Origin of the sequence: Herbaspirillum sp. meg3, assembly GCF_002257565.1 — a bacterium.
Taxonomy (GTDB): domain Bacteria; phylum Pseudomonadota; class Gammaproteobacteria; order Burkholderiales; family Burkholderiaceae_D; genus Herbaspirillum.
Window position 1 is genome coordinate 5,138,137 of the sequence record NZ_CP022736.1, and the last position, 23,273, is coordinate 5,161,409.

A 23,273-nucleotide genomic window follows, 5' to 3' on the forward strand; every position below is an offset into this window, starting at 1 on the left:
TAGTTTGAAAATTGCATGAGCCGGCGCCTTGTCATGCAATCAGGTCTCGGCCCAGAGACGCAAGAGGTTGTGATAGTGCCCTGCCAGGATGACCGTTTCATTGCTGTCGCCATGGCGCTGACGCAACGCATGAATAGCCTGGTCCAGTTCGAACAGCATGCTGCGCCGATGGTCGTCGCGGATCATGCTTTGCGTCCAGAAGAACGCGCTGATGCGGCATCCTTCGGTCACCGGCATGACTTCATGACGGCTGGTGGACGGGTAGAGAATCAGGTCGCCGGCCGGCAGCTTGACCTCGTGCGCGCCATAGGTATCGTGCACCACCAGCTCGCCGCCGGCGTATTCATCAGGATCACTCAAAAAGAGCGTGGATGAAACATCGGTACGCAACTGGAAGCCGGCATCCGGCGTCTTCCGTACGGCACCGTCAATATGTACGCCGTAGCGCTCGCCGCCCCCATAACGATTGAACAATGGCGGCATGGTGCGCGCGGGTAGAACGGCTGCAAAGAAAGTGGTATTGTCTGCCAGAGCGGCCATGATCTCGCGCCCCATCTCTCGCCCAATGGCGCAATGCTCCGGCAACTGCTGGTTGCGTTTGACACGCGCCCCTTGCGAGCCGACGGTGGCCCGGCCGTCCTCCCAGTCGGCGTTGTCGAGTCGGCTACGCAGCGACGCCACCTGCTCTGTCGTGAGGACGCGGGGAATATGCAACAACATCGATGCTCCTTATAACAATATATAACCAGTCGAAACAGCAAAGCCCCGCATCAGTCCACGGGGCCCCGCCTCAGCTTGCTGGCCGATCTATAAAAAGATCAATACGCCAGATTCAAGCTCAGCTTGGCCGAACGCTCCGCGCCCGGGATATAGCGCGTGCCGCTGTTGTTGAGAGAAGCAACGTAACGTGTGTTGCTCAGGTTATATACATTGAGCTGAATGTTGACGTTCTTGCTGAGCTGATACGCCGCCATGGCGTCGGCAACCCAATAGCTCTGCGCATACGGTGTATTGGTCGCGCCGCTGATCGTCGTACTTGCCGTGCGCGCCAGCGTATCGATATAGCGCACGCCTCCGCCAAAAGTAAAACCTGACGGCAACTGATAAGTACTCCACAGCGTCATTGTCTTTTTGGGTGAAAAGCTCATCGCGGCGTTGTTCTGATTGGTGGCCGCAGCGGCGTTGACGGTGCCATCTGTCACCTTGGCATTCATCAGTGCGGCACTGGCGATAACGGACCATCCTCGCGCAAGTTCTCCCGAGGCCGCCAGTTCAATACCATCCACGCGCTTCTTGCCGGTTTGCGTGTAGAGATTGCTGGTAGTCGCGTCTTGCTTGATTTCGTTGCTGACCTCAGTGCGAAACAGTGCAGCCGACAACAGCAGCTTTTTGTCGATGACTTCCCACTTGGTACCGACTTCCGTCGTGCTGGTTTTTTGCGGTGAGAAATTGGGATTGTCTGCGCTGTTGGTATTGCTGCTCAAGGCGAACGCCGCGCCGCCCGGCGGTTGCTGTGAAGTGGCGTAGCCGGCATAGATGCTGCCGTTGGAAGCCGGTTTGTAAAGTGCCCCGATTTTCCAGTTCAACAAGGTGTCGCTCTTGCCGAGCTTGGTGCGTACCAAGCTACCGACAGGCAAGCCGGGATTGCTGGTCGCGGTAGAGACGGCGACGCCGTCGAAGTCAGTCTTGTACCGATCCAGTCGCACGCCGGCATTGACCTGGAAGGCCGGACTCAGTTCGAGCGTATCGAACAGATACATGCCGACGGTGTCAGTCTTTCCTTTGCTGCGACCTCCGCTTGGCTGAACCGCCACGCTCGCAGGCGCATTGGCGTTGGGAGCGTAAAGGTTGGCGGCGGCAAGTGCGGGGCCGCTATAGAGAACGGTGGTCTGCTTTTCACGGATGAACTCAATACCTGTGGTGACGGCATGCTTTATTCCGCCTGTATTGAATTTGATGACGGCATTGGTCTGATTGGTGAGGATGTCGTTTTGCTGGTCGCGTACTTGCAGAAGGCGACTTACTGTCCAGTTTGCCGGATTGGCATTGCTGCCGTCGATGGTGAAGGGACTGGCGATCAGGTAGTTCTGCTTTGTCTTGCCGTAGCGCGTCACGTTGCGAATCGTCATACCGGCGTTGATGTCATGTTCAAAAATCGCCGTGAACATGTCACTGGTACTTTTATCGTAGTCACCCGCCATGCCGTAATAGTTGCTGCGGGATACCGGCGCCGTAGTCTTGCCGACTGTCGTGGCGTTGAAGAATCCGGGCGAGCCAATCGTTGGGATACCCGCATCCGGGACGTTGTCGCGTTCAATATGGAGATAGTTGAACAGCATGCGTGTCGCTGTTCCCAGGCCGACAGCGAATGAAGGCGCAATCCCCCAACGATTGTTTTCCACACGATCACGGCCCGGCACGCCGCTGTCCTGTTTCAGCAGATTAAGACGAAAGGCTGCGCCATCCAGCCCGTCGAGATGCCGGTTCAGGTCGGCGGTAATACGCTTGTTGTCGCCAGTGCCATAAGTCACTGTACCGGCGTAAGCATTGTCCAGAGTCGGCTGCTTTGTGACCATGTTGATGTAGCCGGTCGGCGAGCCGCGCCCATTGTCTGCACCCGCCGGCCCTTTGACGACTTCCACCTGCTCGATGTTGAACAGATCGCGTGAGACGCCGCCAAGATCACGCACGTTATCCACAAAAATGCTGCTGGCGGCACTGAAACCACGCATGAAGATTGAATCGCCGGTGGCCGTACTGCTGTTTTCGCCCGTATTGAAAGTCCCGACCCCGGCACTGTTTTGCAGCGCTTCGGTCAATGTGGTCGCTTGCTGGGAATGCAGCACTTCCTTGTTGATGACCGTGATGGTCTGCGTGGTGTCGACCAAGGGCTGGGTGAACTTCGGCGAGCTGACTTTATCGGTTTTGAAGGAGCTCTCGCGATCCTTGATCTCGATGGCTGGCAACGTGTCGCCGCCAGCTTGCTGCGCCTGCGATTGCATCGGCAATCCAAAGGCCAGTGCTGATGCGGCGACAGACAGGCTCAACGAGGTGCTCAACGATGCAGATAGTGAGGTGTGCAGACGACTGGCGGCGCCATGCTTCTTGCTTTTGATGTAGGTAGACATTCATGATCCCGGTAATAAGTGACAATCGAAACTGATCGCCGGATGCGAGACCTCGTCTGGACAGATGACGGGACCGGCAACGCAATTCGGGAAGACTGACTGGCTTGAGGAAGCGGGCTGCTGTGTCGAATGGAGATGCCATCTCTGCAATCGTGTGGTTGCAGTCGATGATGTGGTGCGCTTGTTGAGCGATCAGCGCAGAGAAATATAGTTTTGGTGCTTGCTGAACACAATGCAATCTGGCTCTGGAGAGAAGAAATGCCGCCTTTCTTGAATCTCTCCATCGTGCGACCCAACGCTTCTCTGCGTGGACGCCGATTTTTTTCGTACTTTTATCGATTGCTAAATGGTTGCCAGATGCCGGCCGGGCAGTTGACCCTGCTTTCATCCATCTTGTCGCTCAATTCCGGCCACTCTCAGGCCGCGGCACCAGCCTTCCGCACACCTCACACCGTGTTTTCAATCACGCCGGCGGCAGGCGTACAATAAAGCGCATGAATGACATGACGATTTCCACCACGCTTTCTCTGACGGAACTGGAAGAGGCGATCAACTACTGGCGTATCCAGCGCCCTGCTACGGGCGAGGAATGCGCGCTGTCGCCCGAGGTCAATGCATTGGCCGATGTCTATGCGTTGATGATCATCGATCACGCGCATGCCGTCGACCTTGACGCCGTTGGCAAGGAACCGCGCCAGTTGATCGATACCTGGCGCAAGGCGCGGACGCGTCAAAACGTCTGATTGGCCTGATGACAGCGTCGCGGCTCGCTTGTCACATTTGTGGCGTATGATTTTTATCATTTGCTGCATTGAACAATTCGCCTGATGCGCAGTCTGTTGTATTCCAACCCCAAGGATAGAGATGCGACGCAAACCCGCTGTAAGCCCTTCCCCGGCATCCGTATCAACTGAACGCAAGCACCGCATCGCCCTGGTGCTGCAAGGCGGCGGCGCGCTCGGCGCCTACCAGGCCGGTGTCTACCAGGCCATGCATGAGAACAACCTGACGCCGGACTGGGTGGTCGGCACCTCGATTGGCGCCATCAACGCCGCCATCATCGCCGGCAATGAGCGCGAGTTCCGGATCGAGCGCCTGCGCGAATTCTGGGACAGCGTTTCCCACGCCGACCTGATCAATCTGCAGCAAGTGCCCGACTCCACCCGCCAGCTGGCGACATGGATGACGACGATGGATACCTTCGCGCGCGGCGTGCCGGGATTCTTTACACCGCGTCCCTTCAATCCGTTTGCGATTGGTTTGGCTGTCCCGCCGGAAGAAGCCAGTTTCTATAACACCGAAGAACTGCGTACTACGCTCAACAAATACGTCGATTTCGACTATCTCAACAACAAGGACGCCGGCATCCGCCTGACGATCAGCGCCGTCAAGGTTACCTGTGGCACGCTGGTCAAGTTCGACACCGACAATCAGTCGATCAGCGCCGATCACGTGATGGCCAGCGGGGCGTTGCCGCCGGGCTTTGCGCCGGTACGCGTCGATGGCGATCTCTACTGGGATGGCGGCCTCTACTCGAACACGCCGCTGGAGGCCGTACTCAATGACGAGCCGCGCCAGGATACGCTGTGCATGATGGTCGATCTGTGGCACGCCGACGGACCCGAACCGCGCACTTTAGAAGAAGTCCAGACGCGCCAGAAAGATGTAACCTTCGCCTCGCGCTCACAGCGTCACATCGAGGCCTATCTGAAGCAATACCAGCTGCGCAAGCTCGCACGCGAGCTCTACGAGCGTCTGCCGCCCGACCTGCGCAAACCCGGTGATCGCAAGCAACTGGCGGAACTCGGCGCGGACAGCACCATCCACATCGTGCGCCTGCCTTATGCAGGACGCGACTGGAACATGGCGTCGAAGGATGTCAATTTCTCGCGCGGCTCGATCCAGTGGCGCTGGGAACAGGGTTATCAGGATGCCATGCGTGGTATTGAGGTCAGCCAGGGCTGCCCGTTCCAGGTTTCCGATACGGGCGTTGTGGTGCATGAGCTGCCGGCGGTGGTCGAAGTCGCGACCGGCTGATGGAAGAACCTGGCAGTAAAGATTAAAGCAATGAAGATGGAATATGAGGATGGAACAAAGAGCAGTGACTGGGAATAAGAAGGAAATATTGTCGCTGTGCAATAACAAAATATGTTGTTATTATTGCAATTCTTCACTTTTTTGTGCAACGCACAAAAAGTTCTTGACCTCACCATTTAAGTGCGTAAAATAGTAATTGTTGCGGCGCACAAAAATAGTTTTTCGAGACCGAAGCCGCTAGTCCCCAGCTGTTTTTGAAAACCAAAGGAGAAGCACATGTTTTCGTATCAAGACCAATTTTCCGCTGCAACCAAGACCCACTTCCAGGCTCAACTGGATCTGATCAATACACTGACAACCAAGACTTTCGAAGGTCTGGAAAAGATCGTCGAACTGAATCTGAGCGCTGCCAAGGCATCGCTGGAAGAGTCGGCCGCTACTGCTCAGCAATTCGCATCCATCAAGGATCCGCAAGAACTGCTGGCATTGGCGCAAGCACAAGCGCAACCGACAGCTGAAAAAGCTGCCGCTTATGGCCGTCATCTGGCAAGCATCGTGTCGGCGACTCAAGCTGAACTGACCAAGGCAACTGAAGCGCAAGTCGCTGAAACCAGCCGTAAAGTCAGCGCTCTGGTCGAAGAAATCGCCAAGAACGCACCAGCCGGTTCGGAAAACGCTGTCGCCCTGCTGAAGTCGGCTATCGGCAACGCCAACGCCAGCTACGAGCAACTGACCAAGAACACCAAGCAAGCCGTGGAAACACTGGAAGGCCACCTGAGCAACGCGGCCAAGCAATTCACACAAGCTGCTGAAAAGACCACCAGCCGTAAGAAGTAATCAATCTTCGGCTCAGTCGTCAGACTGCCCCAGTACACTCGCAATACCATTTGAAACGGATCGCACATGCGGTCCGTTTTTTATTGCCCGGCTTACACAACATTGGCAATGTACTCGCGCAGCCATTGATGCGCCGGATCGCGATGGGAGCGCTCATGCCACAACATCGACAATTCGTAGCCGGGCACATCGACCGGCGGTTCCACGACTTCAAACCCGGCGCCGTCGCGCACCAGCCGCTCAGGTAGCATCGCAACGAGATCGGTACTGGCCAGCACCGATTTCATGAACAGAAAATGCGGCACCGAAATCACGACGCGGCGCGTCAGCCCGACGGTCGCCAGCGCGGTGTCGGTGACGCCGCGAAAACCGCCGCCGTCGGGTGACACGATGACATGCTCGAGCTGGCAGAATTGCACCGGGGTCAGCCGCTTGCGCAGCATCGGGTGCCCCGCCCGCCCCACCAGCACATACCTCTCGGTGAATAAGGCGCGCCGGCGCATGCCGGATGGCGCTTCATCGGTGATGTGAAAAGCTATGTCGATTTCGCCTTGTTCCGCCTGCCGTGCAATGCGCGAAGGTGCGAGTTCGACCACCGCCAGCCGCGTGCCTGGCGCCGCCTGCCTCAGACCGCCCAGCGCCGGCAGCAGAACGGCCGACTCGCTGTAGTCGGTGGCGGCAACACACCAGCTGTTGACGGCAGCCGCCGGATCAAAAGGCGCTTCCGGCGCCACCGCACGCTCCAGCGCATCGAGCGCCTCCCGCAACGGCTCGCGCAAAGCCTCGGCCCGCGCAGTCGGCTGCATGCCGCGCGGCCCCGGCAACAGGAGCGGGTCACCGAAAATGTCGCGCAGCTTGGCAAGGTGCACGCTGATCGATGGCTGCGAGAAGTTCAGGCGCTCCGCAGTGCGGGTCACATTGTGTTCTGCCAGCAGGACGTCGAGCGTCACCAGCAGATTGAGATCCAGCTTACGCAGATTATTCATGCTAATACCTTGTATATCAGTAATTCATTTCCAATATACCTGAGCGTAACCTAAGCTGAGCAATCTTCATTGATCTCAACGAAAACTCAGCCATGAACATTCTTCTCGTCTGCGCCCACCCCGAATCGCAGTCCCTCAACGGCGCACTGCGCGATTTCACCATCCGGCATCTGGAGCAAGCCGGACATACCGTGCGCGTCTCCGATCTGTATGCCATGCAATGGAAAGCGCAGGTTGACGCCGGCGACAGCAAGCAGCGCCTCAATCCCGCGTATTTCGATGCCCCCATGGAATCTCAGCACGCGTACCAAAACGGATTGCAAAGCGACGACGTCGCGCTGGAGCAGGAAAAGTTGCTTTGGGCGGACACCGTGATTCTGCAGTTTCCGCTGTGGTGGTATGCGATGCCTGCCATTCTTAAAGGCTGGGTCGACCGTGTCTATGCCTACGGTTTTGCATACGGCGTTGGCGAACACTCCGACAGGCATTGGGGCGACCGCTTCGGCGAAGGCACGCTGGCGGGAAAGCGCGCCATGCTGGTGGTCACGGCGGGCGGCTGGGAGTCCCACTACAGCCCGCGCGGCGTCAACGGGCCGATCGACGACCTGTTGTTCCCGATCCATCACGGCATTCTTTACTACCCAGGCTTCGATGTCTTGCCGCCTTTCGTGGTGTACCGGACCGGCAAGATGGACGAAGTCCGGTTTGCTGAAATTCGCGAAGCGCTCGGCCGGCGTCTGGATGCCTTGTCGACCACGGCGCCGATACCGTTCCGCAAACAAAATGGCGGCGCCTACGACATTCCGCAGCTCACCTTACGCCCCGATCTCGCACCTGAACAATCGGGATTCGCCGTCCATCTCGCCTGACGATCGCGTGTTCGGACGCGATGCTTCGGAGAGTGGCCCCGCCCTCCCGGGGTTCACTTGCCTCCTGTAACATCGAGGAAAGTACCTGTGATGAAGGAAGCCTCGGCGCCGGCCAGCCACAGAATCGCCCGTGCCACCTCTTCGGGCTGGCCTCCTCTTCCCATGGGAATCGAATCCTTGACGCGATCCACCCGCCCCGGCTCTCCGCCGCTGGCATGCATATCGGTGTAGATGTGCCCGGGGCGAATGCAATTAACACGTATTCCTTCCCGCGCCACCTCCTTGGCAAAGCCGGTAGTGAAGGTCTCAAGCGCGCCTTTCGATGCGGCGTAGTCCACATATTCGTTGGGGCTGCCGAGCCGGGCCGAGGCCGATGAGATGTTGATCACGGAGCCGCCCCGACCGTTGTGACGATACGACATGCGCTTCGCCGCTTGCTGCGCACAGAGGATGGGGCCGATCGCGTTGACGGCGAAGATGCGCCGCACCCGCTCGACATCGAGATACTCCACGCGGGACTGTAGCCCAAGCACCGCAGCGTTGTTGACCAACACGTCGATCCGGCCGAACTCACGGTCGATCGCGGCGAATAGTTGTGCGACCTGTTCCGGATCGGCACTGTCTGCGCGCACACTTAAGGCACGCCGGCCGAAAGCTTCCACCTCCACCGTCACCGCGCGAGCGGCGGGTTCGTTGGAAACGAAGCTAATCGCCACGTCGTAGCCTTGTGCGGCGGCAAGCCGTGCAGTCGCGGCGCCGACGCCACGGCTACCGCCCGTTATCAGTATGAGCGGCGCCTGAGAGACAGTATTCATTCGATGAACCTCCATGCTGTGATGAAATGATGAGTGAGTCGCACGGGCGAGTTCCTGGCGCTTACATGCAGACGTCAGCCGATGATGATGACGCCGGCGGCAATTACCGCGCACGCCAGCATCTTGCGGACAGTCAGGGTCTCGCCCAAGAAAAAATAGCCGATCAGCGCCGCAAACAGCACGCTGGTTTCGCGCAATGCCGACACCGCTCCCATGGGTGCGCCGGACATGGCGTAGATGACGATTCCGTAGGCCAGAAGAGAGACCAGCCCGCCGATGAAGGCGATGATGAGTCCGGGCCGCACGGTAAATAAACTGCGCGCACCGCGCAGGCCGATGTAGACCGGCGGCATCAGGATGCCCCATAAGGCGCACATCCATGCCGTGTAAGCCATCGGGGCGCCGGACAGGCGCACGCCGATGCCGTCGGTCACGCTATAGGCAGCGATGAAACATCCGGTTCCCAGCGCATAGGGCAGGCTCGGCACGGCAAGCCTGCGGCCTTTGAACGCCAGCGAAACGATGCCGCCCGACACCAGAGCAATCCCGAACAGCGCGCCCATCCCCACCCGCTCCCCCGCGAATGCCGAGGCGGCGACGGTGATCAGCAAAGGTGAGGAACCGCGCGAAATCGGATAGGTTTGCCCGAGCTCGCCAACCTGATAGCTCCTGACGAGAAACAGGTTGTAGCCGACATGTAACACCGCCGATAGTACGGCGTACATCCAGCTGGCTTTGGCGGGAGACGGCAGGAACAAGGCCATGACAGCACTGGCGATCGCTACCGCGAGACACATGACTGTCATTGACCACAGCCTGTCGGCGCCGCCGCGCAGGAGTGCATTCCAGCCGGCATGCAAGAACGCGGCGAAGAGTACGAGCGAAATGATGTGAAAGGACATGCGCCATACTAAGCAAGCCGGCGCTGTGATTAAAGCGAAGTCTCCTCATCAGAGAATGAATAAATCCTCATACCCTATCGATAACCTTGTTCGGCCTTGCCGGATTCTGCCAGGAGCCAGTTGCGGAAACTGACGATGTGGGACTGCGATTCGATTCCTTTCGGGCAGACAAAATAGTAGGCGACCGGAGAGGGGAAAGGCACGTCGAACAGCCTGACCAGGCTACCGTCGCTGATTTCAGCTTCGACGTGGCCGCTGCGCGCCAAAGCAATCCCCTGTCCCAAGAGCGCCGCCTCGATGGTCATGTTGGTGTCGGCAAATCTGACGCTTTCCCTGAGTGCGGAAACGCCTACGCCGACATGCTGAAACCAAAGCGCCCATTTCGGCACCAGATCGGCGCCGTCACGCGTCAGCAGCGGATAGCGCAACAGGTCGGCTGGTTCGCGCGGCGCGCCAAAACGCTGCAGGAGATCGGGACTGGCGACCGGAAAAATCTGTTCCCTGAACAGAAATTCCGAGTGCAGGCCGGGATAGTGTCCATTGCCAAAACGGATCGCCACGTCAGGCTCCGAGCTGGTGAAATGGATGGCTTTGTCGCTTGTTTCCAGCGTGACTAGAATCTCAGGGTGCTGTTGCGACAGACCCGGCAATCGCGGCAGCAGCCATTTCAGCGCGAAGGAATAGGTCGTGCTGACTTTAAGCCGGACCCTGCCTTTTTGCTCTCGCAGATCAGCGAGAGTCGTCTCCAGATTCAGGAAGAACTCGCGCACGATCGGCGCCAGCGCTGCTCCCGCAGGCGTCAGGCTCAATGACTTGCCGCGTTGAAACAACTGCAATCCCCAGATCTCTTCGAGGTTCTTCAACTGATGGCTTACTGCGCTTTGGGTGACATGCAATTCTTCCGAAGCGGAAGTGAACGTAGCATGCCGGGTCGCAACCTCAAAGGCGCGCAAGGTAGCGGTAGGAGGCAGGTCTCTCATGATGATTCCGAGGCAAGCGCATCAGCGTCACCTTTTATGAACGATAACTCATGATAGAGCATTTCGAGCATTCGCCCGGAGCCGTCGGCTTCCGGCCATTGCCGCCCTGCAATTTGCCCTCATGGCATTTCACTAGATCCGCATCGAAGTACGCCGGTACACGCAAAATCTTCTCCTTTTCAAGAAGATGCTGCCCGATCAGGTAACCACATCCGGCCGGAACTCATTTACACTCAAATTCTCACAAAACGAGAATTCAATTTTCAAATATGAGAAAAATGAGGAATTATCCGCCCATGAACTCAGCTGCCAGCACTCCGCAAGTACCCGTCGTCGCCACCAGCGAACGCTCGCTCATGGTGTTGTCGGTCATCGCCCGGCATGGCAAACCGATCGCGGTACGCAAGCTGAAAGAACTGACCGGCTTGCCCCAAAGTACGCTGTACCGCCATCTGCTGCCGCTGAAAAAATGGGGACTGGTACAGGAGCAAGACAATTTTTATGCGCCCGGCCCATTGAGCGTGCAACTGGCCTGGGGCTTTGACCATACCTCTTATCTGGTCAGCAACGCCCAGCCGGAAATGCTGCAACTGGCCAAAAAATGCGGCGAAAGTGTCGGCCTGATGGTGGCCGTCAACGATCAGGTCACCTGTCTCGACATGGTCGATAGCGAACAATCGCTGCGCTGCTCGTTTTCCAAAGGCCGCTCGCATCCGCTGTCGCGCGGCGCGTCCGCCAAGGCGGTACTGGCCCATTTGCCCATCGCCATGGCCGACAACATCGTGCAGCGCCAATTGCATGGACAGGATGAAGACATCGCCCGCCTGCAAAAAGAACTCGCCGCCATCCGTACACAGGGTTATGCGGTCAGCGAGGGCGAAGTCGACTGGGGCGTGTGGGGTGTGAGTGCTCCCGTGTTTTACAAACCCGGCCAGGCAGCCGGTGCAATTACCCTGATGGCGCCCGCAATCCGGGCCGAAGAGCGACAGCGTGAGCTGATTGCCGCCACGGTTCATGCTGCGGCCACCATCAGCGAACGTCTTGCCTTGTTTTAAGCACGCAGTTTGCAGTCGTCTCCGTAGTTACATTCAGTCGTCATATTCAGTCTTTACAAGCAGTCATCAGAACTATTCACTCCAGGGAGAAACCATGATTCACCGCCGCCGCTTTGCCAGCATGCTCGCCGTCAGCCTTGCTTTCAGTTTCGCCGCCAGTGCTGTTCCTACACTGGCCTCCGCCCAGACTGTCGACGTCATCCGCGTCGCCACCGATGCGACGTTCCCACCGTTCGAATTCTTCAAGGACGGCAAGCGCACCGGTTTCGATATCGAACTGATCGAGCTGCTGGCCAAGACCATGCACAAGAAAGTCGAATGGACTGATATCGACTTCAAGGGTCTGATCCCGGGCTTGGTATCACGCCGCTTCGATGTTGCATCCTCGGCAATCTACATCACCGAAGAACGCCGCCGTGTCGTCAACTTCACCGATCCTTACTATCCGGGCGGCCTGGTTGTGCTGACCAAGGCCAGCAATACCTCGATCAAGCAACCGTCGGATCTGGCCGGCAAGAAAGTCTCGGTACAGGTCGGCACCAAGTCGGCCAACTACCTGAAAGAGTATTACCCGCAAGCCGAACGCATCGAAGTCGAAAAGAATCAGGAAATGTTCAACCTGGTTGAAATCGGCCGCGCCGACGCTGCCGTCACCGGCAAACCTGCCGCCATCGAATACGCCAAGACTCGTCCCGGCATGAAGGTGCTCGACAAGCAGGTCAGCGTCGAACTGTATGGCTACGCCGTGCGCAAGGATCTGCCGCAGCTGACCGAAGAAATGAACGTCGCGCTGAAGAAGGTCAAGCTTGACGGCAGCTACGACAAGCTGGTGCAAAAGTGGCTGTCGTCGTCGGCAAAGTAATTTATTAAAACACTATAGAAATAAACAAAGAGCGACTGAGAAAACGTCGCCAGCAAGACGCATCGCCGCAGACAGTACGTGAGTACTCAAGCACGAGAAGGCGATGCAACGCTGCTGGAGGCGCTTTATCAGACTCTTTATCAGGCGCCCCAAGGAGAACAGATGAGCTTAGATTTTTTGCCGGTACTTGAAGGCTGGCCCGACCTGCTGCATGGCGCGATCGTGACGGTGGAAATCACCGCCGCGTCGCTGGTGCTGGGTTGCATCCTCGGCCTGCTGGTCGGCCTGGGCCGGCTGGATCGCACCAAGCGCCTGCGCTACGCCATCTGTACTGCTTACGTCACCTTCATCCGCGGCACGCCGCTGCTGGTGCAGTTGTTCCTGCTGTTCTTCGGTCTGCCGCAATTCGATATCCTGCTGCCGGCCTTCCTGTGCGGTGTGCTGGGCATGGGCATCTACTCCGGCGCGTATGTGTCGGAAATCGTGCGCGGCGCCATCCAGTCGATCGACAAAGGTCAGATGGAAGCGGCACGCTCGCTGGGTATGTCTTCCGGCAAGGCGATGCGCACCATCATCCTGCCGCAGGCCATAGTGCGCATGATTCCGCCGCTGGGCAATGAATTCATTGCGCTGATCAAGAACTCGGCACTGGTGTCGCTGCTGACCATCGCCGACCTGATGCACGAAGGCCAGAAAATCATCAGCGTGTCTTACCGCTCGCTGGAAGTCTATATCGCCGTCGCGCTGGTGTATCTGGTGCTGACCAGCCTCACCAGCATGGCCCTGCAACGGGTCGAGAAACACTTGCGCGCAGGAGGAGCAGTCTGATGCAGCCGTCCACAACATCGCCCATGATCAACATCACCAAACTCGGCAAATCCTTCTCCGGCCACCGCATCCTGCATGGCATCGATCTGGAAGTCGCCGCCTCGCAAGTCGTCGTCATCATCGGCCCCAGCGGGTCGGGCAAGAGCACGCTGCTGCGCTGCTGCAACGGGCTGGAAGTCGCCGAGGAAGGCAGCATCTCCATCTGCAATCAGGATCTGCTGGTCAACGGCAAGATGATCGCCGACCACGCCCTGAACGATCTGCGCACGCAGGTCGGGATGGTGTTCCAGTCGTTCAACCTGTTCCCGCATTTGTCGGTGCTGGAGAACGTCACGGTCGGTCCGCGCAAGATTCGCGGCACGCCCAAGGACGAAGCAGAAACCCTGGCGCGCAGCCTGCTGGCGAAAGTCGGCCTGGCCGCCAAAGCCGATGCCATGCCCGCCACCCTGTCAGGTGGACAAAAGCAGCGCGTGGCGATTGCCCGCGCACTGGCAATGCAACCGAAAGTCATGCTGTTCGACGAACCTACTTCGGCGCTCGATCCGGAACTGGTCGGTGAAGTGCTGCAAGTGATGAAAGCGCTCGCCAACGAAGGCATGACCATGATCGTGGTCACCCATGAAATGGGCTTCGCGCGTGAAGTCGCCGACGTCGTCGTGGTGATGGATCAGGGCCGCATCGTCGAGGCCGGCAAGCCAGATCAGATTTTCGTCAATCCAACGCAGGAGCGCACGCGCGGTTTCCTGCAAGCCGTATTGACGCGCAACAACTCCTCCGCCCCGGAATCAACCGCCGCATAAGATAGCGACAGACAAGAAAAATATGGATCACTCTCTCTGGAACGGTCGTCTCGACCATGACAGCGCCGGCGATACACGCCGCCTGCATCAGTTGGTACGCCCCTTCGACAACAGCATCAGAAACGGCGGCGCACTGATCGGTTTCGCCTCGGATGAAGGCGTGCGGCGCAATCACGGCCGGGTTGGCGCGGCGCAAGGGCCGGACGCCATCCGCCGCATGATGGCCAACCTGCCGGCGCACCGGATTGACGCGCTGTCGGACGCCGGCAATATCGACTGCAACGACGGCGATCTGGAACAGGCGCAGCAACGCCTGGCATCCAAGATTGCCGACGTCAAATCGCAAGGCGTGTTCCCGCTGATCCTGGGTGGCGGCCATGAAGTGGCTTACGGCACCTTCCTCGGTATCACGCGCTACTTCGGCAAGGCCATGGCGCAACGCAAATTGCTGATCGTCAATTTCGACGCCCACTTCGACCTGCGTGAAGCCGACCGTTCGACCTCCGGCACGCCGTTCAAGCAAATGGCGGAATGGTGCGAATGGGCCGACGTCGAATTCCACTACCTCTGCTACGGCATCAGCCAGCTCGGCAACACACCAGCGCTGTTCAAGCGTGCGCGCGAACTGGATGTGGAATACGTGATGGACACCGACGTCGCACTCGGCAGTCTCAATACCCTCAATGCGCAACTGCATACGCGGCTGGAACAGGTCGACGATGTCTACCTGACTATCGACCTCGACGTCTTGCCCGGTGAAAAGGCCCCCGGCGTCTCAGCACCGGCTGCGTATGGCATGGCGCTGGAAAAAGTCGAACGGCTGGTCACCACCATCAAGGCCAGCGGCAAACTGGCGGCAGCCGACATCGCCGAATGCAATCCGGTCTACGACCGCGACGGCATGACGTCCAAGGTGGCGGCGCGGCTGGCGCATCTGATCCTGCAACCTGTCTGAAATTGTAAGTTGCGGGATCACACCCGCCATTCGTCCTATACTATCTTCATGCCTCAGCAGATCCCACAATCCAAGCAACGCCTGATGCGCTGGAAAAACGGCGGTGGGATGACGTGCGAAATTCTGCGTTTTCCAGAAAACAGCTCGCTGGAATCGTTCGACTGGCGCGTCAGCGTCGCTACGGTACAGCAAGGCGGCCCGTTTTCGCTGTTCCCGGGGATCGACCGTTCACTGGCAATTCTGGAAGGCAAAGGTATCGCGCTGGATATCGCAGGCGTCTCGCAGACACTGACGCCGCGCGATCCGATATTGCGCTTCGATGGTGCAACGAACGTCCATTCCACGCTGATCGGCGGCGGCATCGTGGACTTCAACGTCATGACGCGCCGTTCCGCCTTCACACACACGGTGGAGCAAATCACCGTCATACAGCAGACCGCCTTGCCGATGAATGGCGACGCGGTGTTGATCTATGTGGTCAATGGCAGCTGCAGCCTGGCCGACGAAACCAGACTGCATGCCGGAGATGCGGTGATGTTCACCGCTGAAGAGAAGAGTTGCATCATCGATGCCAGCGCTGCAGAACTGATGCTGGTGCGTCTGTACCGGCAGGCTGCTTAAGCAGCCCCGGCACCCCAGACAGCCGCCAACACATCAAGCCCATCAAATCGATCAGCCGGTGGCTGATCCGTCATTGGCAGGATTATTTGCCGACAATCGCCAGCGCCACCGCTTCGGCAATCTTGATGCCGTCGATGGACGCAGACATGATGCCACCTGCATAACCGGCGCCTTCGCCGGCCGGGTACAAACCCTTGGTATTGAGACTTTGCAAGGTGTCGTCGTTGCGGCGGATACGCACCGGCGACGATGTGCGCGTCTCCACGCCAGTCAGCACGGCATCATGCATGGCGTAACCACGAATCTGCTTGTCGAAGAACGGCAGAGCTTCGCGGATCGCTTCAATCGCGTAGTCAGGCAAGGACGGACCGAGGTCGCCCAGCAGCACGCCCGGCTTGTACGAAGGAATCACACTGCCGAGTTGCGTCGACGGCTTCTTCGCCAGAAAATCGCCGACCAGCTGGCCCGGCGCATCATAGTTGCGGCCGCCCAGTTCGTAGGCACGCGACTCCCACTGACGCTGGAATTCGATACCTGCCAAGGGATGACCGGGATAATCCGCCGGCGAAATGCCGACCACGATGCCGCTATTGGCGTTGCGCTCGTTGCGTGAATACTGGCTCATGCCGTTGGTGACGACGCGTTCCGGCTCGGAGGACGCCGCGACCACGGTACCGCCCGGGCACATGCAGAAGCTGTAGACCGAACGGCCGTTGGAGGCATGATGCACCAGCTTGTAGTCGGCCGCGCCGAGGATGGGATGGCCGGCGCTGGGGCCGAAGCGGCATTTGTCGATCAGCGATTGCGGGTGTTCAGCACGGAAACCGATGGAGAACGGCTTGGCTTCCATATAGACGCCGCGGTCGTACAGCATCTGGAAGGTATCGCGCGCGCTGTGGCCGATGGCCAGCACGACGTGATCGGCGGCGATGTGTTCGCCGCTGGCCAGCGTGACGCCGCGCACTTGTCCGTCTTCGATGAGGATGTCGTCGACCTTTTGTTCGAAGCGGAATTCACCGCCCAGCGCGACGATCTTTTCGCGCATCAGTTGCACCATCTTCACCAGACGGAAAGTACCGATGTGCGGCTTGCTGACGTACATGATTTCCGGTGGCGCGTCGGCGGCGACGAACTCGGTCAGCACCTTGCGGCCGTAGTGCTTGGGATCTTTGACCTGGCTATAGAGCTTGCCGTCGGAGAAGGTGCCGGCGCCGCCTTCGCCGTATTGCACGTTGGATTCCGGCTTGAGTTCGCGCTGGCGCCACAGACCCCAGGTGTCCTTGGTACGCTCACGCACGGTCTTGCCGCGCTCCAGGATCAGCGGATTGAAACCCATCTCGGCCAGGATCAGACCGGCGAAAATGCCGCACGGCCCTGTACCGATGACGATAGGACGCTTGCTCAGTCCGGCCGGCGCCTTGGCGACGAAATGGTAGTTGGTGTCGGGCGTCGGGACGATCGGTGACTTGTCCTTGAGGTTTTGCCTGCGCAATACGGCAGCCTCGTCGCTCACTTCGACGTCGACGGTGTAATTCAGCGTGATCGCGGACTTCTTGCGGGCATCGTAACTGCGGCGAAACAGGCTCACGCTCAACAACTCCGCGTCGGGCACGCCCAGGCGCGCCAGAATCGCTGCACGCAGATCAGCTTCAGGATGTTCGAGGGGGAGTTGTATTTCACTAATTCGCAGCATCTACTTCTTTCCATTATTCATTGCCGCCTCGCCGCTGCACGTCTGCAGAGAGTCTTCCGGGGCAGCCGGCATTTTACTCTACCGCGGCCTGCCGGCGCTTTCCATACGAGCTTGCAGGATGGCAACACGACAACAAAAAACCCGCTTCGGCAGGAAGCGGGTCTTGTCGGATGCCCTGAATCGCTATTTCACCGCAGCGTTACTACTACCTCACCACTGAGATGCGTGTTCGTCCTGATAGCTCAAGGCGGTCTTGCGACGAGAGCAACTTTCCCAGACTGCCGTAAAAACCAGCACCGCCGTCGTCAGTCCCGCGACCATCAGCAGATCCGTGACATGGGCGAACATCGCCAACACGGCCAGCAGCAGCAAACCGACAATGTGCGACAGCGGAAAACGCCGGTACACGACCTTTTTATAGACCGCATTACCGAACAGATACATGGCAGGTCCGGCGATCAGTACCAGCAGTGTCGTTGGAGCAATATGTTGATCCGGATGCGCAATCACCAGTTCATTGGCCACCGCCGATACGATGACGCCTGCGACGATGATCACGTGTACGTAGTGGAAATAAGCACCGATACGGCCGGGATCATTGGAGAGCATGATGGCCTCGCTGCCGTCCTTGCTGCTGGTGTCGAAGTACAGCCACCACATCGCCAGGCTGCCGATGAAGGTGACGATGAATGCGACCATGACCGGCGCTTCCCACTCCTGCGCGTGCGCGACGGTGGCGCCGGTGATCAGCAGGGCTTCGCCCAGCGCGACGATCACGAACAGCTGGCAGCGCTCGGCCAGGTGCCCGCCTTCGATAGTCCATTCCTGCGTGTCCGAGCGGCCCATGCCCGGCAAGGCAAAACCCGTCATCGGCGAAAAATACTCACAGGCGACGGCAATGATCCAGAACAGCAAACGATGTTCCTGCGACATGCCGCCGGCAATCCAGAATGCCGCAGAAATCACCAGCCAGCCGAACATGCGGCGAAAATTGGGTGTGAGTGCATGGCGCGATCCGAGACAGACCAGCACGAACAGCGTGCGACCGACCTGAATGACGGCATAGGCAATCGCAAACACCAGACCGCGTCCGGCAAACGCGTCGGGGATCGCCGCCGCCATCAGCAGGCCGACCAGCATGATGGCGAACAGCAAAATGCGGATGGGCAAGGTCTCCGGATCAAACCAGTTGGTGACCCACGAGGTGTATTGCCACGCCAGCCAGACGGCAAACCACAAGACCAGAGTTTCGATGGCCCCGTTGAGGGTGAGGTTTTCCAGCAGGCGATGCGAGAGCTGGGTGACGGCAAACACGTAGATCAGATCGAAGAATAATTCCACGAACGAGACGCGTGCTTCGTGACCGTCGCGTACGCGCAGCAGACCGGTTTGCGATGGCTTTTTCATGATCCCCCCTTTTGCTCTCTACTCTTGAACCTTGACCTTGATTCACCTGACCCACAGTCCTATCGTCGCATGCGCGATGCGGCGGGGACAAGACAAGTGCCGTATTCGGCGACGGAAAGTGCTGCAGCAGTTGCGTATTTCTGACAGCCGACTGACGGGAGATTTGTTTCCGGCTATTTCCGTTTCGTCACTAGTGCGCCGTAACGGATACACAAAATTACAGTCTGTACATTTCAGCTGCTCTACATTGGAGTCATCGGCTGAGTGGCAACGGAAGAGAGCCGCAAGAACCGACGACTCATTTAAAAACACGGGAGTACATCATGACCTACAAGAATATTGTCCTGGCAGTCTTGCTGGCCACGAGCGCTGCATCGGCAGTGCTGATGGCGCCGGCAGCACAAGCGCAAGCACGCACCTCGGTGGATATCCGCATCGGCACGCCCCCGCCGCCTCCACGTTATGAACGCGCACCGCCTCCACGCCGCGGCTACGTCTGGGCGCCGGGTTACTGGGCATGGAATGGCCATCGCCACGTCTGGGTCGGCGGCCACTGGGAACGCGTGCGTCGCGGCTACCATCGCTATGCGCCACCGGGCTGGCATCAGGATCCGGACGGCTGGCGTTTCAACCGCGGTGGCTGGGAACGTTGATCCGGAAGCATCCGATCATCGCCAAAGCAAAAAGGCCTGCATGGTTACCATGCAGGCCTTTTAATTGCTGCAGCCTTGCCGCAAAAAACACCTGTCAGTAAAGCGTCGTCTTCACGCGTTCCGGCAAGGCGGCATCGTAGGCTGCGCCATCAATAGCGGACTGGCTGACACGCTCCAGAATCTGCCCCGGCGTCGGCAGGCTGCTGCGCCCGACATGGCGTGACGAATCCCACAATCCGGCGCGCGCCACCGCACGCGAGCATTGAAAGAAAATCGTCTCCACCTTGATCACCAGCACCACCCTGGGTTGCTTGCCGTCCATGGCGTAGCGTGCGAGCAAGACCGGATCGGTGCTGATGCGTGCACGACCATTGATGCGCAGCGTCTCACCCAGACCCGGAATCAGAAACAGCATCGCCACGCGCGGATCGCTGATCAGATTGCGCAGACTGTCGATACGATTATTGCCGCGGCGCTCTGGGAGGATGACCGTGTGAGCGTCGACCACGTCGACAAAACCACGCGGGTCGCCGCGCGGCGAACAATCCAGACCGTCCGGCCCGACCGTCGCCAGAGCAAGAAAAGGCGACGCGGCGATCCATTGCCGGTAGTACTCGTCGATGTGATCGAGCTCCTTGGCCAGCGAGGCCTGCGCAGGCTGGCCGAACAACGTCTCCAGCTTCTCTACGGTCTCAATATCGAATTGATGATCTGCCAACATGCAACGCTCCTTTGATAGTCTCAAATTCTGTGCGACGGAATGACGGTCAGCTGATAGTCAGCACCTGCCCTGCCGATGCGCCTTCAACGCAAACCTTGCGGGATCCAGCAAACCCAGCAAGTCTTTACCAAGCGGCGCCGGTTCTCCCTCCAGATGGCAGGCGAGAATTTCTGCTGCCAGCGGCGCCCAGATCAGGCCGCGTGATGCGTAAGCCAGCAGGCCGTGCAGCTGCGGCTGACGCGGCACCTCGCGCAGTTGCACCTCTCCCGCTCCGCCCAGCGCTGCGTCATCAGGCAAGGCGCCGATCAATGGCAAGCGGTCGGCCGATACGCAACGAAAACCGACCCGGCCCGACAGAGGCATTTCATTTGTGGCCGACATCAACGTCGCCGCCAGCTCTGGTTGCCGCAGCAACTGAGCAAGCTTATCGAGATTGCCGCGATGGCTGTCGATGCGCAATGCGGGATCATCGTCCTGGTCATAGCTGGCACCCATGCTGATCACACCGTCAACCGCGCCGGTAAGGTAACCGTCGCCGCACAGCACGAAAGGCAAGTCCGGCAAAACGGATGCCGGCAAATGACTGACCTGCCCGCGTATGGCCTGCAAGGGTAAGGAATCAGCCTGTGCAAATCGTGTGGCCTGCATGCCGTTGGCCAGAATGACGACCGGCGCCTGCGCAATCATTTGTCCATCCACATCGCAGACCTGCCAGGTGTCGCCGTCACGCCGCAAAGAACTCGCCGTTTGCAGGAAGTGCCGCTGCACGTGGTCACCGCATGCCTCCAGCATTGCTTCGCAGACGATGGCTGGCCGCAACCAGCCGCCAGTCGGGAAGAACCAGCCACTGCCGGTTGCCATGCCCAAACGCGCGCTGGCCTCATCCGCCGACAACCATTGGGCGTAATCGACGGGATAGTCCCAATGGCGCGCCGCCTGCTCGAAGGCGCCGGCCTGTTCGGCATCGCGCGCCACCTGCAGCACGCCGCATGCCTGCCCCGCCTGACGGGCGCTGTCGAATACGCCGCTGCGCGCCCAGACCTGCTGCGCAAACAGAAAGGCCGCGCGCGTCAGCCGCGCCGTCGGATTGTCATCGCGCGAAATCGCCGGCATGTAGACGCCCGCGAGATTGCCGGATGCTTCCTGTGCGGCATGTGCGTGCTGCTCGATCAGCGTCACCTGCCAGCCGCGCGCGGCCAGGCTTTCACAGGCGGCGCTGCCGGCCAGCCCGGCGCCAATCACGATGGCTTTGCGGTCGATATGACTTGTGATCGATGACGTCTCCCAACGCGGTGAAAAACGCGCAGGTGCAAAGCCCTCCTCGTTCTCATTCTTGCTCTCGGAAATGAAACCAGCCTGCAACCATTCCCGACGCGCAAACGGCAACTCGCCTTGCGCCAGCAAACCCGCTTGCGGCGCTGCCAATCGACTCAGCCATTTCAACAGCGCACTATTCCATGCCGGATCGCTGCGCAAGAGAAAGAAGTCGATACGCGCTTCCAATTGCGGCAGGCTGCTTAGCAGGTCGCCATTGATCAGCGTGAACACCAGTTGTTTTTTTCCTTGTGTCAGAAACAGCCGGTGATAACCCGGCACCTGTGGCGGCCAGGCTTGCTGCAGTTGTTCGGGCAATGCGGATGACCATTGCGCCAGCTGTTCACGCGTGGGCGGTTGCGGATCAATGACGAGGTAATGCAGGCGGCCCGGCACCTCCGTGTCTGATGTGTCTGATGTTTCTGATCGCCATGCAGACCAGACTTGCAGCAGTTGCGCGCCGTCGCCGAAACCGTTTTGCAAGATGGTGAATTGCGTACGCCCGCGCCAACGCCGCTGCAAGTCAGCGTCGTTGAACTGCGGATAATCCGGTGAAGATGGCGTCATGCAAAGTGGGATAGAGGAGCGACCTGCCGCCGACAGCGGCGGCCTGCCCGATATGCCGATATGATACGCTGTCCTTTCACTGTGCTTGCCTTGTCCGGCACCGCCCACTGCTACATCAAGGCGATGCCGGATCGCTGCCGGAACTATTCCATCATTCCTTATGCCGCAACGCCCTTCCTCCAACACGCGCCTTCCTCCGCTGTCTGCCTTGCGATTTTTTGAAGTCGCCGGACGGCTGCAAAGTTTCAAGCTGGCGGCGGCCGAACTGAACGTCACGCCCAGCGCCGTCAGCCACGGCATCGTCAGTCTGGAACAAAGCCTGGGGGTCACGCTGTTCGTGCGTGAACCGCGCAAACTGAGCCTGACGCCTGAAGGCGCCGACTACCTGCGCTATATCTCAGAAGCCTTCGCACTGATCGCCACCGGCACGCAACGCCTGCCCGGTCAGGGCGACCGCTACGGCCTGCAGCGCAGCATCACCGTCAGTTGCGCGCCGACGCTGGCATCGCGCTGGCTGCTGCCACGCCTGCCGGCGTTCCGCGATCATTGGCCCGATACGAATGTCACGGTCGACACCTCGCAGCGCCAGGTCAATCTGTCGACGGATGGTTTTGACTTCGCCATCCGCATGAGCCGTGCGCAAGTTGTTGACGCCAATTGGGCCCGGCTGTTCGGTGAGCAGCTGGTGCCGGTATGCAGTCCGGCCTATCGTGACCGCCTGCTTGATGCGCAAGGCGAGATTGATCTATCCCGTGACTTGCACCGCGCTACGCTGATCCACGTTAGCCAGGCCAGCGAAGACTGGCAGACCTGGCTGAGCCATACCGGTCTCAAAGATATCGACGCACAGCGCGGTCTGCGCTTCGACACCATCCAGATGGCCTTTGAAGCCGCCGCCGGCGGACTCGGCGTGGCGCTGGGACGACGTCCGCTGGTGGACCGCGATCTGGAAGCCGGAACGCTGGTCGAACTCAGCCCGCAAGTGGTTGACGCCGAAACCGCCTACTGGCTGGTCAGCGCGCAGGACGCCGGGCATCGCCCCGACCTGTCCGGTTTCAAACACTGGCTGCTGCAAGAAGCGCGCAGCTTCGAAGACCAGCGGACGTAGCAGTTCATCCAACTATCGATGAATAGATGAATAGATGAATAGATGAATAGATGAGCCAGGCTCATCTGTCGTCAACAGTTTTTCCTTTGTCGCGCTGCTTGCGCGCTGCTAGTGTGACGGCTGTCATCGTATTCA

22 protein-coding genes are annotated in these 23,273 nt (G+C 59.1%); 12 read left to right on the forward strand and 10 right to left on the reverse strand.

What is annotated here, in order from left to right; all coding sequences use genetic code 11:
- Positions 1–39: 39 nt before the first annotated feature.
- Both hmeg3_RS23175 and hmeg3_RS23180 read right to left on the reverse strand, forming a co-directional pair.
- Positions 40–720, reverse strand: coding sequence for a Fe2+-dependent dioxygenase (locus hmeg3_RS23175; protein WP_094565813.1), 681 nt, complete (start codon positions 718–720; stop codon positions 40–42).
- Positions 721–818: 98 nt separating this feature from the next.
- Complete coding sequence (locus hmeg3_RS23180; protein ID WP_094565814.1) at positions 819–3,128, reverse strand: catecholate siderophore receptor Fiu; 2,310 nt, start codon at positions 3,126–3,128, stop codon at positions 819–821.
- Between the two features lie 503 nt (positions 3,129–3,631).
- Between hmeg3_RS23180 and hmeg3_RS23185 the strand changes: the two genes are divergently transcribed.
- From hmeg3_RS23185 to phaP, 3 genes are all read left to right on the forward strand, one after another.
- On the forward strand, positions 3,632–3,871 hold the full coding sequence (locus tag hmeg3_RS23185; RefSeq protein WP_094566516.1) for a DUF3717 domain-containing protein: 240 nt from the start codon (positions 3,632–3,634) through the stop codon (positions 3,869–3,871).
- A gap of 121 nt (positions 3,872–3,992) precedes the next feature.
- Complete coding sequence (locus tag hmeg3_RS23190; protein WP_094565815.1) at positions 3,993–5,165, forward strand: patatin-like phospholipase family protein; 1,173 nt, start codon at positions 3,993–3,995, stop codon at positions 5,163–5,165.
- A 276-nt stretch (positions 5,166–5,441) separates the two neighbouring features.
- Complete coding sequence (gene phaP / locus hmeg3_RS23195) at positions 5,442–6,002, forward strand: TIGR01841 family phasin (protein WP_094565816.1); 561 nt, start codon at positions 5,442–5,444, stop codon at positions 6,000–6,002.
- A gap of 92 nt (positions 6,003–6,094) precedes the next feature.
- Here phaP and hmeg3_RS23200 read toward each other — a convergent pair whose 3' ends face one another.
- Complete coding sequence (locus tag hmeg3_RS23200) at positions 6,095–6,988, reverse strand: LysR family transcriptional regulator (protein ID WP_094565817.1); 894 nt, start codon at positions 6,986–6,988, stop codon at positions 6,095–6,097.
- 92 nt (positions 6,989–7,080) lie between these two features.
- Here hmeg3_RS23200 and hmeg3_RS23205 point away from each other — a divergent pair, with 92 nt between their 5' ends.
- Positions 7,081–7,857, forward strand: a complete 777-nt coding sequence (locus hmeg3_RS23205) for an NAD(P)H-dependent oxidoreductase (protein ID WP_094565818.1) — start codon at positions 7,081–7,083, stop codon at positions 7,855–7,857.
- 53 nt (positions 7,858–7,910) lie between these two features.
- Here hmeg3_RS23205 and hmeg3_RS23210 read toward each other — a convergent pair whose 3' ends face one another.
- From hmeg3_RS23210 to gcvA, 3 genes are all read right to left on the reverse strand, one after another.
- Complete coding sequence (locus hmeg3_RS23210; protein WP_094565819.1) at positions 7,911–8,672, reverse strand: SDR family oxidoreductase; 762 nt, start codon at positions 8,670–8,672, stop codon at positions 7,911–7,913.
- A 74-nt stretch (positions 8,673–8,746) separates the two neighbouring features.
- A complete protein-coding gene (locus tag hmeg3_RS23215; RefSeq protein ID WP_094565820.1) occupies positions 8,747–9,574 on the reverse strand; it encodes an EamA family transporter in 828 nt (275 codons plus the stop codon).
- A 74-nt stretch (positions 9,575–9,648) separates the two neighbouring features.
- Positions 9,649–10,554 carry a transcriptional regulator GcvA gene (gene gcvA / locus hmeg3_RS23220; protein ID WP_094565821.1) on the reverse strand — a complete coding sequence of 302 codons (906 nt, stop codon included), beginning with the start codon at positions 10,552–10,554 and terminating at the stop codon, positions 9,649–9,651.
- Between the two features lie 296 nt (positions 10,555–10,850).
- Here gcvA and hmeg3_RS23225 point away from each other — a divergent pair, with 296 nt between their 5' ends.
- The 6 genes from hmeg3_RS23225 to hmeg3_RS23250 all read left to right on the forward strand — a co-directional run bounded on the left by hmeg3_RS23225 (position 10,851) and on the right by hmeg3_RS23250 (position 15,675).
- Positions 10,851–11,609 (forward strand): IclR family transcriptional regulator, encoded by a 759-nt coding sequence (locus tag hmeg3_RS23225; protein ID WP_094565822.1) that lies wholly within the window; start codon positions 10,851–10,853, stop codon positions 11,607–11,609.
- 94 nt (positions 11,610–11,703) lie between these two features.
- Positions 11,704–12,471 (forward strand): transporter substrate-binding domain-containing protein, encoded by a 768-nt coding sequence (locus hmeg3_RS23230; RefSeq protein ID WP_094565823.1) that lies wholly within the window; start codon positions 11,704–11,706, stop codon positions 12,469–12,471.
- Between the two features lie 162 nt (positions 12,472–12,633).
- Positions 12,634–13,299 (forward strand): amino acid ABC transporter permease, encoded by a 666-nt coding sequence (locus hmeg3_RS23235; protein ID WP_094565824.1) that lies wholly within the window; start codon positions 12,634–12,636, stop codon positions 13,297–13,299.
- On the forward strand, positions 13,299–14,099 hold the full coding sequence (locus hmeg3_RS23240) for an amino acid ABC transporter ATP-binding protein (protein WP_094565825.1): 801 nt from the start codon (positions 13,299–13,301) through the stop codon (positions 14,097–14,099). Before hmeg3_RS23235 ends, hmeg3_RS23240 begins: the two co-directional genes overlap by 1 nt.
- A gap of 22 nt (positions 14,100–14,121) precedes the next feature.
- Positions 14,122–15,054 carry a formimidoylglutamase gene (gene hutG, locus hmeg3_RS23245; RefSeq protein ID WP_094565826.1) on the forward strand — a complete coding sequence of 311 codons (933 nt, stop codon included), beginning with the start codon at positions 14,122–14,124 and terminating at the stop codon, positions 15,052–15,054.
- Positions 15,055–15,102: 48 nt separating this feature from the next.
- On the forward strand, positions 15,103–15,675 hold the full coding sequence (locus tag hmeg3_RS23250; protein WP_094566517.1) for a HutD family protein: 573 nt from the start codon (positions 15,103–15,105) through the stop codon (positions 15,673–15,675).
- Between the two features lie 82 nt (positions 15,676–15,757).
- On the opposite strand, the gene hmeg3_RS23255 is transcribed toward hmeg3_RS23250, so the two are convergent.
- Together hmeg3_RS23255 and hmeg3_RS23260 are read right to left on the reverse strand one after the other, a co-directional pair.
- Positions 15,758–17,368, reverse strand: coding sequence for an NAD(P)/FAD-dependent oxidoreductase (locus hmeg3_RS23255; RefSeq protein ID WP_094565827.1), 1,611 nt, complete (start codon positions 17,366–17,368; stop codon positions 15,758–15,760).
- A gap of 210 nt (positions 17,369–17,578) precedes the next feature.
- The gene (locus hmeg3_RS23260) at positions 17,579–18,775 is read right to left on the reverse strand and encodes a low temperature requirement protein A (protein WP_094565828.1); all 1,197 of its coding nucleotides are present in this window, start codon (positions 18,773–18,775) and stop codon (positions 17,579–17,581) included.
- Positions 18,776–19,098: 323 nt separating this feature from the next.
- Between hmeg3_RS23260 and hmeg3_RS23265 the strand changes: the two genes are divergently transcribed.
- Entirely contained in the window at positions 19,099–19,428 is a 330-nt protein-coding gene (locus hmeg3_RS23265) for a YXWGXW repeat-containing protein (RefSeq protein WP_094565829.1), read from the forward strand.
- Between the two features lie 94 nt (positions 19,429–19,522).
- On the opposite strand, the gene hmeg3_RS23270 is transcribed toward hmeg3_RS23265, so the two are convergent.
- Complete coding sequence (locus hmeg3_RS23270) at positions 19,523–20,149, reverse strand: pyridoxamine 5'-phosphate oxidase family protein (protein WP_094565830.1); 627 nt, start codon at positions 20,147–20,149, stop codon at positions 19,523–19,525.
- A gap of 57 nt (positions 20,150–20,206) precedes the next feature.
- Positions 20,207–22,030, reverse strand: coding sequence for an FAD-dependent 5-carboxymethylaminomethyl-2-thiouridine(34) oxidoreductase MnmC (gene mnmC, locus hmeg3_RS23275; protein WP_094565831.1), 1,824 nt, complete (start codon positions 22,028–22,030; stop codon positions 20,207–20,209).
- A 160-nt stretch (positions 22,031–22,190) separates the two neighbouring features.
- On the opposite strand from mnmC, the gene hmeg3_RS23280 reads away from it, so the two are divergent.
- Positions 22,191–23,138 carry a LysR substrate-binding domain-containing protein gene (locus hmeg3_RS23280; protein WP_094565832.1) on the forward strand — a complete coding sequence of 316 codons (948 nt, stop codon included), beginning with the start codon at positions 22,191–22,193 and terminating at the stop codon, positions 23,136–23,138.
- Positions 23,139–23,273: the final 135 nt, after the last annotated feature.